Source organism: Campylobacter cuniculorum DSM 23162 = LMG 24588, assembly GCF_002104335.1.
Taxonomy (GTDB): Bacteria; Campylobacterota; Campylobacteria; order Campylobacterales; family Campylobacteraceae; genus Campylobacter_D; species Campylobacter_D cuniculorum.
The window spans coordinates 1064579-1078729 of record NZ_CP020867.1 but is presented as its reverse complement, the minus strand read 5'-3'; the positions used below and the strand labels follow the sequence as shown (position 1 = coordinate 1078729).

Sequence of the window (14151 nt, the reverse complement as noted above, 5' to 3'; positions counted from 1 at the left end):
ATAAGATAATTTATTTAAAATTTTGATTGTTTCAGTAAGAAAAAATTTCTTAAACTATCATAAATTTACTAAATTCTTTGGCTTCATACCATTTTTGATCTATTTTATCCCATTCTTTATTTTTAAGATATTCTTGTTTTAATGTTTCATCTATTTTATCTAACTCATCAGGACTTTTACCTTTAGTAAGTCCTAAAAAGGCATGGGGAATGTTCCAATCCATAGGGTGGATATAAATCGTTACATAATATTTCATTTATAAAATCCTCCATTTGATAACCAATAAGCTAAATACCACCAAAAACTATTTGCAAATGCAAATACTATCCAAAAACTTAATTTATGAATTTTATATTTTATAATATTTCTCTTTTCTAATAAAAACCAAATAGTAAAAATGCAATATGACACAATGTAAAAAACAAGGCATAGTTACCAAATCCATTTAAAATATCTATATTTATTATTATTAAATGAATAAATCTAATAAAATAAATAATAGGTAAGAAAAATATGAAATAAGATATTATAGTCAATCCACAACAAGCAAAACAATCTAATATGAATTTAGCAAAATTAAATTTGTTATTCATAGATATCCCTTGCTATACATTGATTATTTTTTAATACCTTATTAGTCGTAACATTAACAGAATTCATTCCAATTCCAAAGCCCCAAAAACCATCATTAAATTCATTAGCTTCTTTAGCTTCATACCATTTCTTATCAAAATCTTTCCAATCAATATTTTTAAGTTTTTCTTGTCTTAATGTTTCATCTATTTTATCTAACTCATCAGGACTTTTACCTTTAGTAAGTCCTAAAAAGGCGTGGGTGAGGTCTAAACCTTTCATATTTCACAAATCTTTTATTGTTTGAAATTCCAATAACTCGTCAATATAAATCGTTACATAATACTTCATTTATAAATCTCCCTAATGATAAGTTGCAATTGCATAAAGCAAAAAATATGAACAAATATAACCAATGGCAAATAATAAAACGCTAAATATAAATTTTCTTTTGAAAAAAGCCAACAAAAGCAATATGCTTACCCCACAACAATTAATAATAAAAAAATCTATGCCAGAATATATAACTATTAAAAACATAATTATACTAGACAAAACCAAAGGAATGGCATTGTAAATATATAATAGATTAAAAGGAATGCAAAAGTATATGATAAAAATAAATAGTTGCCATCGAAACAATTCAAATATTGCTAAAAATAAATTTTTATCTTCAACAATCCCTGTAAAATAGACAATAAGAAAAGTCACCAAAGCAAGAACCAAACTACACACAAACCAAGCAATTTGTCCGCTTGATATATTGTCTATTCCTTTACTTTCTAGTTTTGCTTTGAGTTTAGAATAAATAGGAATTTGCAAAATTACTCCTAATATAATAAGTTATTCTATTATAAGATAATTTATTTAAAATTTTGATTGTTTCAGTAAGAAAAAATTTCTTAAACTATCATAAATTCACTAAATTCTTTGGCTTCATACCATTTTTGATCTATTTTATCCCATTCTTTATTTTTAAGATATTCTTGTTTTAATGTTTCATCTATTTTATCTAACTCATCAGGACTTTTACCTTTAGTAAGTCCTAAAAAAGCGTGGGTGAGGTCGATTTGCTTAGAAATTTGAGAAAATTTTGCTTTAAATAGCAAAGAAAAATCAACATGCTTTAACATTTCATCTTCTAATAACTCATCTACATAAATTGTTGCATAATATTTTATTATTTCTTTCATTTCGAAATAGTTCCTTCTAAAAGTCCATAAGGTATTATTTCTATAAATATTGCAATTTCAAAACAAAAATACATCATTAAAAATAAAAATTTAAATTTTAAGTGCAATTTTAATTAAAAATTTAACACTATAAACAAACGGCTAAAATTTCATAAATAATCATAAAAATTTTTACCATAAAACAATATATCATTTTAATTTAAGGCTTTTTAATCAAATAACGAATTGTCGCTCCAAGTTGCTCGATTTTAAGCATCTCATAACCATAATTTTTTATATCAATAGGAATATTATTAATGCTTTGGGGACAATCACTTAAAACTTCTAAAATTTCACCCTTTTTTAATTCAGGCAACACTTCTAAAGTTCTAATGGCAGGATAGGGACAAGGCTCACCTTGTAAATCTAAACGATAATTTGGGATAATTTCTTGCATTTTATATCCTTTTAAAATGTTTATTTTTCAAAAAACAATGTCTTTGAATATATAAAACAAGGATTAAAAATAAAAACAATAATACATAATTTAATATCAAGCCGCCATAATTTCCAAAATTTTCAAGAAGATTAATACGTGCAAAATTTGTCGCTAAATTTTGAGAATAATAATCCCAAGTAGCTGCAAGCAAAGTCGCACCAATCACATTTCCAATCCCTACAATCCAATAATGCACTTGTCCTTCAACCGCACGATACATCCAGCCACACTCACAGCCTCCAGCAATCACAATTCCAAGACCAAATAAAAACCCGCCAATCATTGCATTAGGACCTGCCCACATGATTTTAGGTGCAACGCCTAACATAATATAGCTAAAAACTCCTATGGTTGAAACCATCATACCGATAATTACTGCTTTTGCCATATATCCGCGTCCTGTAATGAATAAATCTCTAAACGCTGAAGTGAAACAAATTTGTGCTCTTGAAATTACAAAACCAAAACCAACTCCAAAAAGCATTGCAATGGCAAGAATTTGAGATTTTTTGCCCTCTGAAATATTGCCAAAAAACATTAAATAAGCAATCCAAATTCCAACCACAATTAAAACTAAAATACCTAATTTAAATAAAAAATCCGCCTTAGTTTTTGAATTTTCAATTTCTTTGATGTTTGATACTTTAATGAGAGGAATATGAGAGCGAAATATAGGTAAAAATACAATTTTAGTCCCAACCCAAACTCCTGCCAAAGTCATTGAGGTAAAAAACCAAGCATGGAGAGAAAATTGTGGAATTCCGGTGAAAAAACTCGCTAAATTGCATCCCATACCAATCCTTGCCCCAAAACCAGCAATAATGCCTCCAATTAAAGCTTGAAAAATTCTAATATTACTTTGCGGTAAGCGGAATTTAACATTATTTGCCATTAAAGCTGCCGCTAAGGCTCCTGCAAACATTCCAATAATCATCATTCCATCGATTCTATCTAAAGGAGCTCCTTGCAAACCGATGATTTTGAAATATCCCCAAGTGTTTGTATCAATACCGATTAAATTAAGAATATGTCCGCCCCAACGGGTAAATTCTCCTGTAACTGCCCAGTAGGTTCCAGTTAAACCAAAATAATAAGCTGCCATAACACCCAGAGCAATGATAGCAGGCATAGGCGACCAAAATTTTATCAAAAAATTTTGTTTAAAGTCTTTTAACATTTAATTTCCTCTGTGGATTAAGATAGCCAGAAATGAAGAAAGAGTCTGACTGCTTTAAACTAAAGCCTTGTAATTTTTAGAGTGTAATTTTAATATAATTTTGCTTAAAAATAATTTTTGATTTTAAAATTCTTTGGTTTGGATTTAAACTAAAGAATATTTTAATTATTTTTAGTCTTTGTTTTTTAAATTTTTGAGATATTTTGATGAAATTTGCAAATTCTAGTTGTAAGCACGATTGTGTAAGGTTTATATGTAAAAATTTGTTGTTGGTTTTTTATATTTATTATAATTATAAAATAAATATAAAATATTGTTAAGATACAATTTTAACTTAACAATTAAAAATATAAATTTAATACAAATTTCGATTTAGAAATTATTTTTGAGCTATAATCTCTACTTCAATTTTTGCATTTTTTGGAAGAGCTTTAACAGCAAAAACTGACCTTGCAGGATAGGGTGGAGTGAAAAATTCAGCATAAATTTCATTAAAAACCGCGAAATTTTCAATTTCAGTTAAAAAACAAGTAGCTTTTAAAACTTTATCATAATTTAGTCCATTTTCTTTCAAAATTGCACCGATATTTTTTAAAACTTGTCGGGTTTGTTCTTTTATATCTGAACTCTCAATTTCTCCTGTGTTTGGATTGATAGGAATTTGTCCTGAAATAAAAAGCAAATCATTTGTTTGGCGAAAAACGGAATAAGGTCCTATAGCTTTAGGGTAATTTGACATTTTAAATCCTTTATGTAGTTTTTTGTTTGTTATTATATCAAAAGGATTTTAAAGAGATGGTAAAAATTAAGATATATTAATAATAAAAAATTTAAACTCATTGAATTTTAAAATATTTTTTTAGCTCAAATACGATTTTAATTTAAAGAATAAATTTTTTATTCTAATTGCATATAGTTGTGATATTAAGAAAATACTTAGTAGAGTTTTATTTAGAAATTATATTTAATTTAGATTTTTTTGGTAAAATGAGAAAGTAGAAATAATAATTTTTGAAATTTAAATGTTTTTCTGGGGTTTATTTGTGAGTTTATGAAGTATAAAAATCAAAAATTAACCCATTATGTTAAAGCCGCAGGTTGTGCAGCAAAGTTAAGCCCGGGTGGTCTTAAAACAATTTTAAACTTTATGCAAAAATCTCCAGCTTTGCTTAGTGGTATCGGCAACAATGAAGATGCAAGTGTGTATCAGCTTAATGAAAATTTAGCTTTGGTTCAAACCCTTGATTTTATTACTCCTATCGTTGATAGTGCTTATCATTTTGGAGCTATTGCTGCAGCAAATTCTTTGAGCGATGTTTTTGCTATGGGTGCAGAAGTAATCAATGCTTTAAATATCGTAGGTTTTGATAAATGCAATCATGATTTAGAAATATTGCAAGAGCTTTTAGAGGGTGCAAACGATAAAGTGAATGAATGTGGAGCTTTGATTGTGGGAGGACATACGATTGAAAGTTCTGAGTTGTTTTTTGGTTTGAGTGCAACAGGTCTTGTTAATCCTCAAGAATTTATCGCTAATAATACAGCAAAAATAGGAGATTTTATCGTGCTTACTAAGCCTTTGGGCGTAGGAATTTTAAGCACAGCTTTAAAAGGCGATTTATTACAAGAAAGGCATTTAAATCTTATGTTAGAAAGTATGCAGACTTTAAATTTAAAAGCAAGCAAAATTGCTAAAAAATTTAAGGCAAATGCTATGAGCGATGTTACGGGCTTTGGACTTTTGGGACATTTGAGTGAAATGCTTAATGGTTTCATTTCAATTGAAATTTTTAAAGATGAAGTTCCTATTTTGGATGGAGTTGAGGAGTATTTAGAGAGTGGTTTGATTCCGGGCGGAGCCTATAGAAATTTTGAATTCGTTAAGGCATTCTGCCCTAAAATTAAAGATGAAAATTTAATTCTTTGCGACCCTCAAACTTCGGGAGGTCTTTTAATGGCTCTGTCAGAAGATAAAGTTAAAGATTGCTTAAAAGCCCTGCACGATGAGGGAATTAAAGCAAAAATAATAGGACAATGCATTTCAAAACAAGAAATAAATTTGATTTTATCATAATTTTAAAAGCGAATCAATTAAAATATTTTGCTTTATTTTAATGATAGCTTTTTCTAAATTTCTCAAAATATTTTTCAATTTTTGAAAAAATAAATTCTAAAATCATACATAAAATCCAATACATAATCGCAGCCATTAAATAAACTTCTAAAAATTTTGAGCTTCTTCCTGCTTCAATATCTGCTAAACCCATAAGATCAGGAACGGTTATAATAGAAGCAAGGGCGGTATTTTTAATTTGTAGGATAAAAAAATTGAGCAAATTAGGCAAAGTAATCATAAAAGCTTGAGGTAAAATAATGCGTCTTAGGGTTTGAAAATTATTCATTCCTACAGAATAAGCCGCTTCGATTTGTCCCTTATCTACGGCTAAAAGAGCCGATCTAAAAATTTCAGTTAAATAGGCACTCGCATATAAAGAAAAAACGACTAAGGCGTAATAAATCGCATCGATTAAGGCAAAATTAAAATTAAAATTTAAAGATTTTAGAAAAATAGGAATTCCATAAAAAAACATAAAGAGTTGAACGAGCAGGGGTGTGCCTCTAAAAAAAGACACATATAAAATGACAATTTGATTCAAAAAAGGAAATTTATAGACGCGTATGAGAGCGAAAATAAGCCCCAATAAGCCTCCTGTGCAAAAAGAAAATGAAGCAATCAAAAAGCTTATGGGAAGTCCGGGCAGTAAGCTTTGTGCTGTATGGTAAAAATACGCAAAATCAAACATTTATTGACTTTGATCCACTCCAAAATATTTGAGTGAAAGCTCTGAAATTTTTCCTTCTTTGATGGCTTTTTCTAAGGCTTCATCAACTAAATTTGCGAGTTTTTTAGAGTCCTTTCTGAATACAAAATACACAGGCACTTTTTCAAAAACAAATGCACTCGGTTTCACTTTGATATTTTGTGCCTTTGCATAATCAACAATCGCAATAGGGTCATTTACAATAGCATCTAAACGTTTATTTTTAAGGTCAGCCACTAAGGTTGGGCTTGTTTTATAATATACAATTTGTGCTTTAAAATTTGGGTTATTTTTGAGATAATTTTCTAAGAGATAGGCGTGATTTGAACCTACTGTAACTCCTATTTTTGGATTGTTTAATTCTTTTATATCTGTAATATTTTTATCTTCAAGCGTAATCAAAGTGCTTACACCATAAAAATAAGGAAATTTAGAAAAGATGTATTTTTCCTCTCTTTCTTTAGTTTTTACGATTTGATTTGCAATTATGTCAAATTTAGCAGAATCTAAACCGCTAAAAATTGCATTCCAAGGCACAGATACAAAGTCAAGCTTTGCATCTTTGATGTAACTTGCTACAATTTTAACAACTTCATTGTCATAACCTGTGGCATTATTTTTTTCGTCTAAATAAGCAAAAGGCTTATAGGCATTTTCACTTCCTACTTTAAGATCTACACTAAAAAGTGTGCTTAAACTTAAAAAAATAGCAATTAAAATTTTCATTTTATCTCCTTTATTTTAGGTGTAATCTTTGTTGAAATATTTAAGAGACAGATTTTTAAGTTTTCCATCTTCTCTCGCCCTTTGCAAGGCTTTTGAAACTCTGTTTTTTAGGTCTTCATCTTTTTTATTGAAAACAAAATACACAGAGGTTTTTTGCAGGGTTAAATCTGTGATTTTAATCTCAACTCCGGCAGATTGAGCGTAATCCAAAGCCACAATAGGATTGTCTAAGATTGCATCAATTTGGTGATTGGCTAGAGCAAGAAGCTGTGTACCATAATTTTTAAAATATACAATTTTGATTTTTAAATCGGGATTTTTCTTTGCATATTCTTCAATTTTTAGGGCTTGATTTGAGCCAACAACCGCTCCAAAACTTTTATTTTGAAGTCCTTTTATAGAATCAATTTTTGTATCGGCAGCTGTGATGATATTTAATATAACATTAAAATAGGGCGTATCTGAAAAGATGTATTTTTCCTCTCTTTCTTTGGTTTTAGCAATTTGATGGGCTAACATGTCGAATTTATTGCTATCAAGCCCAGCAAATAAGGCATTGAAAGGAACCGGGCGAAAATGAAATTCAAGTTTTTCATCATAATTTTGTAAGATTTTTAAAAGTTCCACATCAAATCCCGCCGCTTGACCTTTTTCATCAACATAGGTAAAAGGTTTATAGGTATTTCCTGTGCCAACTTCAGTGGCTTGTAAATGCACGATTATTCCAAAAAGAGCAAATAATAAAATTTTTTTCATTGAATTCCTTTTGCTTATAATAATATTAGATAGAACATAGTTTAAACTTAAAATTTAAACCAAGAGTTAAATATGATAAATAAATATGATAAAATTTATATAAATTTTTTTAAAATTCAAAATTGTTTGAAAATTGTTTAAAAAAGTTTTATGATTTAAATTTTTGTTAATTTTTAAAAATTTATAAAAAATTTATCAAGCAATTTTTAACATTATTTTTATTAGAATTTACTTTTATCTTAAAATTTAAAAAGGTTATTCATGCGTGGTTATAAAATTTTTTCAGGTTCAGCAAATATAGAACTTGCAAAGAAAATTTCTAAATATCTCTCTTTGCCCTTGAGCAATGCAGATATAAAACGTTTTAGTGATGGAGAAATTAGCGTTCAAATCAGCGAAAGTGTGCGAGGGAAAGATGTTTTTATCATACAAAGTACTTGTATGCCGACAAATGATAATTTAATGGAGCTTCTCATCTTAACCGATGCCCTTAAACGCTCTAGCACAAATTCTATCACAGCCATTATGCCTTATTTTGGTTATTCAAGACAAGATAGAAAGGCAAGTCCTAGAGTTCCTATCACCGCTAAACTTGTAGCAAATTTGATTGAAACTTCTGGAATTGATAGAGTTGCAACGATAGATTTGCACGCGGGACAAATTCAAGGTTTTTTTGATATTCCTGTGGATAATCTTTATGGAAGCATTGTTTTTAATGAATTCATCAAAAATAAACATTTTAAAAATCCCATAATTGCAAGTCCGGACATAGGAGGCATTGCTAGAGCCAGAAGTGTGGCTAAGGATTTAGGGCTTGATATTGTTATCGTGGATAAACGTAGGGAAAGAGCAAATGAGAGTGAAGTGATGAATATCATCGGTGATGTTAAGGATAAAGAAGTGATTTTGGTTGATGATATTATCGATACAGCCGGGACTATAGTTAAAGCCGCAAAATCTTTAAAAGATAAAGGGGCAAAATCCATCACAGCATGTTGCACTCATGCTGTTTTAAGCGGAGAAGCTTATGAGAGAATTGCAAGTGGAATTTTAGATGAACTTGTCGTAACCGATACTATTCCTTTAAAAAAAGAGCTTCCTAATATCAAAATTTTGAGCGTCGCACCCATTTTTGCTGAAGTGATTCGTCGCATTTATCATAATGAAAGCATTAATTCTTTGTTTATTTGAGTCAAGAGCTTGGATTAATGTTACATTTTGTAAAAATTTAAGGCATTTAAATTAAGTTTCGTTTTATTTTTAGTTTGTTTTTATTAAAAATTGACTATATTTTTAAAATATTTACAACACAAAGGAGATTTATGAGTGGCTTTGGAGCTAAAATTTTATGGCTTTTGGTAGCGATTTTAGGTGCTTTTTGCTTTTGTTATTTAGCTTTGCAAAATGGTGAATCTGTTTCAGCGATTTATTTAATTGTCGCTGCGGTATGTATCTATGCAATTGGTTACAGATTTTATGGACGTTTCGTAGCTTATAAGGTTTTAGAATTGGATAAAAATCGAGCTACTCCTGCTGTGGTCAATGGAGATGGGCATGATTTTGTTCCTACAAATAAAATTGTTTTATTTGGACATCATTTTGCAGCCATTGCGGGTGCAGGTCCTTTGGTAGGTCCTATTTTAGCAGCTCAATTGGGCTATTTGCCTTCTATGCTTTGGATTTTAGTCGGTGGTGTTTTTGCCGGTGCGGTCCATGATTTTGTCGTGCTTTTTATCTCTACGCGTCGCAATGGTCGCTCTTTAGGAGAGATGATTAAAGATGAAATGGGAAATTTTACCGGCGGAGTCGCTATGCTTGCAATTTTTGGGATTATGATTATTATCATTGCGATTTTAGCTATGGTGGTTGTGAAGGCTTTAGCAGATTCTCCTTGGGGTTTATTTACCATTGCTATGACAATTCCTATTGCGGTTTTTATGGGAATTTATATGCGATTTTTAAGACCCGGAAAAGTTGGAGAAGCTTCAATTATAGGCTTTATTCTCTTAATTTTAGCCATACATTATGGAAGTGTTGTAGCAAGTGATCCAGCTTTGGCTCAATTATTCACTTTTGATGCCCCAACTCTAGCTTTAATCATAATGGCTTATGGTTTTATTGCGGCGGTTTTACCTGTTTGGTTTTTGCTTGCTCCACGAGATTATCTTTCAACTTTTTTAAAAATTGGTGTTATTGTTATAATGGCAATTGCTATTGTGATTGTTGCACCAGATATGTATATGCCAAAAACTAATCCTCAATACTTTGATGGCACAGGTCCCGTATTTGCAGGTGAAATTTTTCCATTTTTATTTATAACCATAGCTTGCGGGGCAATCAGTGGTTTTCACGCTTTAATTTCAAGTGGAACAAGTCCTAAAATGTTAGAAAATGAAACTCATGCTCTAGCTGTTGGATATGGTTCAATGCTTTGTGAAAGTGCGGTTGCAGTTATGGCTCTCATTTGTGCTTGTATTTTACATCCGGGGCTTTATTTTGCAATCAATTCTTCAAGTGCGATTATAGGCACAGATTTAGCAGGTGTTGCAGCAACTATATCTCATTGGGGCTTTTCTATCACTCCTGAAGAAATTTCTGTTTTAACTTCTAATATAGGAGAAAATACTATACTTTCAAGGACAGGAGGGGCTCCAACCTTTGCAATCGGTGTCGCTCTTATTTTACATGAGCTTTTTGGAGGAGTTGAATTGATGGCATTTTGGTATCATTTTGCTATACTTTTTGAGGCTCTATTCATTTTAACAGCAGTTGATGCGGGAACGAGAGCATGTCGTTTTATGGTGCAAGATATTTTGGGTAATGTTTATAAACCTTTAGGCGATATTCATAGCTATGGTGCGGGAATTTTTGCCACAGCTTTAAGTGTTGCAGGTTGGGGATATTTTCTTTATCAAGGAGCGATTGATCCTAAAGGCGGAATTTACACGCTTTGGCCTCTCTTTGGTGTGAGCAATCAAATGTTAGCGGGTATGGCTTTGCTTTTGGTGACCTCGATTTTAGTTAAAATGGGCAAAGCTAAATACACTTGGGTGACCTTAATCCCTGCAATTTTTGTTTTGGTTGCAACTTTATATGGCGGAATTCAAAAAGTTTTACCTTATGAAGAGGGCAATAAAGTCGCAAATGCCGTTTCTCATATTGCAGCAGTTAAAATCAATAGTGATAAAATCAAAGCTTTAGAAGAACAACTCATACAAACAAGCGATGAAGCGGAAAAAGCTAAGATACAAAAGGACATTTCAGCTGCTTCGCAGGCTAAATTTGCGAATTTACTCGACGCCATTCTTTGTATATTCTTTATGCTAACAACTTTATTAGTGGTTGCTTCTTGTATAGGAATTTGTTTGGGTAAGATTAAAATTCCGCTTAAGGAAAGTCCTTATGTCAAACTTAATGCTTAGAAAAATTTATTTTTATTATGAAAAAGCCGAAAGGTTTTTTCACCCCTTAGTGGGCGTTGCGAGTTATGATAAATATTTAGAACATATGAAAGAAAAACATCCCGAAAAAACTCCTAAGAGCAGAGAGGAATTTTTTAAGGATTATTTAGAAAGAAAATATAATAGCGGAGGTTTAAACCGCTGTTGCTAGGTCTTAAAGCTTTTTTGCTTTAAGACTCTAAAAAGCCGTGAATTCTTTTTAATTCATTGCTGATAGGTTTTTTTCTGCCTCTTTTATCCACACTGACATAAGTGACTATGGCTGAAGTTACATTAATGCAAGAGGTGCAACCTAGCTCATCAACTCTTTGAGCACTCACTTCAACTTCAACGGCGATTGAAGTATTTCCTGCTTTGATAATTTTTGCATAACAAGATACTATATCACCGACAAAAACAGGCTCTTTAAACACAACTTTATCCATAGAAATTGTTACAACTCTTTCAGGCGAAAGCTCCCTCGCGGCAATGGCTCCCGCAAGGTCAATTTGAGATAAAATCCAACCTCCAAAGATATTTCCAGCTGGATTTGTATCATTTGGCATTGCAACAATTTTTAATTTAGGTTCTCCCATATCTCTCATTTTTACTCCTTATTTTAAAAAATTAATTATAATTAAAAAAGTTAAAAAAGGGGAAAAATATGAATCATTTTAAAGAATTATCTCAACTTGTAAAACATCGCAAAGCAAAAATCAATGCTCTCTATGAAATTTTAGACAGCAATGAAAGTCATCAAAGCATAGAAAATTTAATCAAACTTAGTGGTTTAGAAAAAGAGCCAAGTGTTATTTTAGCGGCTCTTAGGAGACTTGTTGATTTAAAAGAGGAAAATTTTGTTAAAGAATTTCAAAAGCATCATTTTAAAGATGAAAAGATTACAGAAATCAAACATCTTTTATATGATGAGGTTAGGAAATTTTATGAAGAAGAACACCAAAATCTTATCCTTGAAATTAAACAAAAAAAGCTTTTAAATGATTTTTATCAAGCTTTAATCGAAGGAGTGCATCGTATAGGGCTTGTTATGAATGCTTTTGAAGTGGTTTGGACCAAAGAAATTTTAGAAAAAAATAATAAAATTTTAGCACAGCTCTTTCCAAATTTAGATGATGCTTTGAAATTTTTGCGTCAAAATAAGCTTTATCAGCTCAACCCTCAAGGACAAATTTGCGAAAGAAGTTATGGCGTTTTGGTTAAAATCGGCAATCTTTGGAAATTTGTTCCTTATGCAAGATTTTTTGAAAATGAAATTCTAAAACTTGAATTTGCCTTTGATACTATGCTCACTGAACTTAAAAATTTTGCACAAAATGAAGAAGAATTTGCTTATATAGAATATTTTAACAAGCTTAAAGAAGCATTTTGTGAAAAAGAAGATGAAAAGATTATCAGTGCTTGGCAAGAGGCTGAATTTGCTTGGTTAAAAGTCAAATCACCTTTGCAAGTGGGACATCCTTTGGAGTATTATGAGGATAATTACACTCATGCTGTGGCTTTAGAATGGGATTTGCGTTTAGAAGATGAAAGCACTTTTGATGCTTTAAATTTTAGCAAAGAAATTAAGGAAAGCTTTACCAGAGTTTATGAAAATATCGGCATTATTGATGAGAATTTAAAAAATGAGGTGTATCATAATATAGCTAAAACACAGCTTTATATTTGTTCTCCTATGGTATTTTATGGGGCTGAACTTAAGGGTTTGTTTTCTGCTCAAGTCGTGCCAAATGATGAATTTGTAAGTAAAAAAGCGGGTAAGAAAATTTTTGCTTTTTTAAATTTTGTGTATGAAAATACGAAAAGCAAACCCTTTATGAGAATTTCGAGTGAAATTTTTGATAAAAAATTTTTAGATTTTTCAAGAGAAATTTTATTTTTTGAAGAAGAAATTTGGAAAAGAGTTTATGAAATTTCAACTATAGGACACGAATTTGGGCATATTTTTTTTATTGCTGAAGAGACTGAAAAACAAATGAATCAAAGTGGATTTTTTAAAAATATTGAAGAATACAAAGCCACAGCAGGAGGACTTGTTAATTTCTTTTATCATGAGCAAGAAGAACTTAAAATGCCCGTGTTTAATGAGCTTATTAAAAGGGCTGTGGGATTGATAGCGTGGCAAAGGGTTGATGAGCTTAAGCCTTATTATACAGAAGCTTTGATACATCTTAGTTTGCTATTTGAAAGCGGAACTTTGGAATTTAAAAACAATGAATTTAAAGTTAATTTTACTTTGGATTTTTATGAAAAATTTAAAGAATTATGCTTAAAAAATTATCATGATTTAGCGAAACATTATGTGTTAAGACTTGATGCAAGAGAATTTTTAAATCGTTTTTGTGTTTTAGAAGAGGGAGTTTTTTTGCCTCAATCAGAAGAATGTCGCGATTTTGTCAAATTTTATTATGAGTTGTATGAAAAAATTGGAAATGACACAGACACAAGTGGAGAATTTGAAAAATATAAGATGCAAAGCTGAATTTTACATATATCTTAAGTAAGGTAAATAAAGCGTTATGGGTTAAAATGAATGCAAAAAAATACAAAAAAAAAAAAAAACGATAATTTAAACTTGTTTTTTAATTAAAATGTGCTATAATTCCACATTCTTAAATTTTAGAAGGAGTTTTTATGACTAGAGCAGATTTCATTTCCCAAGTGGCTCAAAGTGCTGGGATAACAAAAAAAGACGCTGCAACAGCTACTGATGCGGTTATTTCTACAATCGCTAACGCATTAGCTAAAGGGGATAGTGTGAGTTTCATAGGTTTTGGAACTTTTTCAATAGCAGAAAGAAAAGCAAGAGAAGCGAGAGTGCCAAGTACAGGTAAAATTATCAAGGTTCCTGCTACCAAAGTTGCTAAATTCAAAGTTGGTAAAAATCTTAAAGAAGCAGTTGCTAAAGCTAAAAAGAAAAAATAACAATTAGGCTAGATTTTCTAGCCTATCGCTTTCAATTTTAATC

At 30.6% G+C, this 14151-nt stretch carries 17 protein-coding genes; 6 read left to right on the top strand and 11 right to left on the bottom strand.

Annotated features, from left to right (window positions below; translation table 11 throughout):
• Positions 1-49 precede the first annotated feature (49 nt).
• The 7 genes from CCUN_RS05425 to CCUN_RS05390 form a co-directional block, all read right to left on the bottom strand.
• On the bottom strand, positions 50-256 hold the full coding sequence (locus tag CCUN_RS05425; RefSeq protein WP_085296651.1) for a hypothetical protein: 207 nt from the start codon (positions 254-256) through the stop codon (positions 50-52).
• A gap of 329 nt (positions 257-585) precedes the next feature.
• Entirely contained in the window at positions 586-855 is a 270-nt protein-coding gene (locus tag CCUN_RS05415; RefSeq protein ID WP_085296650.1) for a hypothetical protein, read from the bottom strand.
• Between the two features lie 81 nt (positions 856-936).
• Entirely contained in the window at positions 937-1395 is a 459-nt protein-coding gene (locus tag CCUN_RS05410) for a hypothetical protein (protein WP_085296649.1), read from the bottom strand.
• A gap of 80 nt (positions 1396-1475) precedes the next feature.
• The gene (locus tag CCUN_RS05405) at positions 1476-1766 is read right to left on the bottom strand and encodes a hypothetical protein (RefSeq protein ID WP_085296642.1); all 291 of its coding nucleotides are present in this window, start codon (positions 1764-1766) and stop codon (positions 1476-1478) included.
• Positions 1767-1965: 199 nt separating this feature from the next.
• Positions 1966-2202 (bottom strand): sulfurtransferase-like selenium metabolism protein YedF, encoded by a 237-nt coding sequence (yedF, locus tag CCUN_RS05400; RefSeq protein ID WP_027305489.1) that lies wholly within the window; start codon positions 2200-2202, stop codon positions 1966-1968.
• Between the two features lies 1 nt (position 2203).
• Complete coding sequence (yedE, locus tag CCUN_RS05395; RefSeq protein ID WP_027305488.1) at positions 2204-3421, bottom strand: selenium metabolism membrane protein YedE/FdhT; 1218 nt, start codon at positions 3419-3421, stop codon at positions 2204-2206.
• 379 nt (positions 3422-3800) lie between these two features.
• The gene (locus CCUN_RS05390; protein WP_027305487.1) at positions 3801-4160 is read right to left on the bottom strand and encodes a Rid family detoxifying hydrolase; all 360 of its coding nucleotides are present in this window, start codon (positions 4158-4160) and stop codon (positions 3801-3803) included.
• A gap of 312 nt (positions 4161-4472) precedes the next feature.
• Here CCUN_RS05390 and selD point away from each other — a divergent pair, with 312 nt between their 5' ends.
• Positions 4473-5495 carry a selenide, water dikinase SelD gene (selD, locus tag CCUN_RS05385; protein WP_084483669.1) on the top strand — a complete coding sequence of 341 codons (1023 nt, stop codon included), beginning with the start codon at positions 4473-4475 and terminating at the stop codon, positions 5493-5495.
• Between the two features lie 37 nt (positions 5496-5532).
• Here the strand turns inward: selD and CCUN_RS05380 are convergent, their stop codons facing one another.
• Genes CCUN_RS05380 through CCUN_RS05370 form a run of 3 tightly spaced genes read right to left on the bottom strand, consistent with a single transcriptional unit; the run spans position 5533 to position 7725 of the window.
• Positions 5533-6225, bottom strand: a complete 693-nt coding sequence (locus tag CCUN_RS05380; RefSeq protein ID WP_027305485.1) for an amino acid ABC transporter permease — start codon at positions 6223-6225, stop codon at positions 5533-5535.
• Positions 6226-6969, bottom strand: a complete 744-nt coding sequence (locus CCUN_RS05375) for a transporter substrate-binding domain-containing protein (protein WP_027305484.1) — start codon at positions 6967-6969, stop codon at positions 6226-6228. It lies immediately after the preceding gene.
• A gap of 15 nt (positions 6970-6984) precedes the next feature.
• Positions 6985-7725 (bottom strand): substrate-binding periplasmic protein, encoded by a 741-nt coding sequence (locus CCUN_RS05370; RefSeq protein ID WP_027305483.1) that lies wholly within the window; start codon positions 7723-7725, stop codon positions 6985-6987.
• A gap of 261 nt (positions 7726-7986) precedes the next feature.
• Here CCUN_RS05370 and CCUN_RS05365 point away from each other — a divergent pair, with 261 nt between their 5' ends.
• The 3 genes from CCUN_RS05365 to kcuS all read left to right on the top strand — a co-directional run bounded on the left by CCUN_RS05365 (position 7987) and on the right by kcuS (position 11337).
• Positions 7987-8916: a ribose-phosphate pyrophosphokinase gene (locus CCUN_RS05365; protein WP_027305482.1), complete on the top strand. Its 930-nt coding sequence runs from the start codon at positions 7987-7989 to the stop codon at positions 8914-8916.
• A gap of 131 nt (positions 8917-9047) precedes the next feature.
• The gene (locus CCUN_RS05360) at positions 9048-11147 is read left to right on the top strand and encodes a carbon starvation CstA family protein (RefSeq protein WP_027305481.1); all 2100 of its coding nucleotides are present in this window, start codon (positions 9048-9050) and stop codon (positions 11145-11147) included.
• A complete protein-coding gene (kcuS, locus tag CCUN_RS05355) occupies positions 11140-11337 on the top strand; it encodes a KCU-star family selenoprotein (RefSeq protein WP_027305480.1) in 198 nt (65 codons plus the stop codon). The genes CCUN_RS05360 and kcuS overlap by 8 nt, the downstream gene beginning before the upstream one ends.
• Before the next feature lie 19 nt (positions 11338-11356).
• Here kcuS and CCUN_RS05350 read toward each other — a convergent pair whose 3' ends face one another.
• Positions 11357-11770, bottom strand: a complete 414-nt coding sequence (locus CCUN_RS05350; protein WP_027305479.1) for an acyl-CoA thioesterase — start codon at positions 11768-11770, stop codon at positions 11357-11359.
• A gap of 59 nt (positions 11771-11829) precedes the next feature.
• On the opposite strand from CCUN_RS05350, the gene ciaB reads away from it, so the two are divergent.
• Positions 11830-13665 carry an invasion protein CiaB gene (gene ciaB / locus CCUN_RS05345; RefSeq protein WP_027305478.1) on the top strand — a complete coding sequence of 612 codons (1836 nt, stop codon included), beginning with the start codon at positions 11830-11832 and terminating at the stop codon, positions 13663-13665.
• 152 nt (positions 13666-13817) lie between these two features.
• On the top strand, positions 13818-14108 hold the full coding sequence (locus CCUN_RS05340; RefSeq protein ID WP_027305477.1) for an HU family DNA-binding protein: 291 nt from the start codon (positions 13818-13820) through the stop codon (positions 14106-14108).
• Positions 14109-14151: the final 43 nt, after the last annotated feature.

Excerpts from the sequence above, each read along its gene's own strand:
- CCUN_RS05425 (WP_085296651.1), bottom strand. The coding sequence starts at position 256 with ATGAAATATTATGTAACGATTTATATCCACCCTATGGATTGGAACATT.
- CCUN_RS05415 (WP_085296650.1), bottom strand. The coding sequence starts at position 855 with ATGAAAGGTTTAGACCTCACCCACGCCTTTTTAGGACTTACTAAAGGT.
- CCUN_RS05405 (WP_085296642.1), bottom strand. The coding sequence starts at position 1,766 with ATGAAAGAAATAATAAAATATTATGCAACAATTTATGTAGATGAGTTA.
- yedF (WP_027305489.1), bottom strand. The coding sequence starts at position 2,202 with ATGCAAGAAATTATCCCAAATTATCGTTTAGATTTACAAGGTGAGCCT.
- yedE (WP_027305488.1), bottom strand. The coding sequence starts at position 3,421 with ATGTTAAAAGACTTTAAACAAAATTTTTTGATAAAATTTTGGTCGCCT.
- CCUN_RS05390 (WP_027305487.1), bottom strand. The coding sequence starts at position 4,160 with ATGTCAAATTACCCTAAAGCTATAGGACCTTATTCCGTTTTTCGCCAA.
- selD (WP_084483669.1), top strand. The coding sequence starts at position 4,473 with ATGAAGTATAAAAATCAAAAATTAACCCATTATGTTAAAGCCGCAGGT.
- CCUN_RS05380 (WP_027305485.1), bottom strand. The coding sequence starts at position 6,225 with ATGTTTGATTTTGCGTATTTTTACCATACAGCACAAAGCTTACTGCCC.
- CCUN_RS05375 (WP_027305484.1), bottom strand. The coding sequence starts at position 6,969 with ATGAAAATTTTAATTGCTATTTTTTTAAGTTTAAGCACACTTTTTAGT.
- CCUN_RS05370 (WP_027305483.1), bottom strand. The coding sequence starts at position 7,725 with ATGAAAAAAATTTTATTATTTGCTCTTTTTGGAATAATCGTGCATTTA.
- CCUN_RS05365 (WP_027305482.1), top strand. The coding sequence starts at position 7,987 with ATGCGTGGTTATAAAATTTTTTCAGGTTCAGCAAATATAGAACTTGCA.
- CCUN_RS05360 (WP_027305481.1), top strand. The coding sequence starts at position 9,048 with ATGAGTGGCTTTGGAGCTAAAATTTTATGGCTTTTGGTAGCGATTTTA.
- kcuS (WP_027305480.1), top strand. The coding sequence starts at position 11,140 with ATGCTTAGAAAAATTTATTTTTATTATGAAAAAGCCGAAAGGTTTTTT.
- CCUN_RS05350 (WP_027305479.1), bottom strand. The coding sequence starts at position 11,770 with ATGAGAGATATGGGAGAACCTAAATTAAAAATTGTTGCAATGCCAAAT.
- ciaB (WP_027305478.1), top strand. The coding sequence starts at position 11,830 with ATGAATCATTTTAAAGAATTATCTCAACTTGTAAAACATCGCAAAGCA.
- CCUN_RS05340 (WP_027305477.1), top strand. The coding sequence starts at position 13,818 with ATGACTAGAGCAGATTTCATTTCCCAAGTGGCTCAAAGTGCTGGGATA.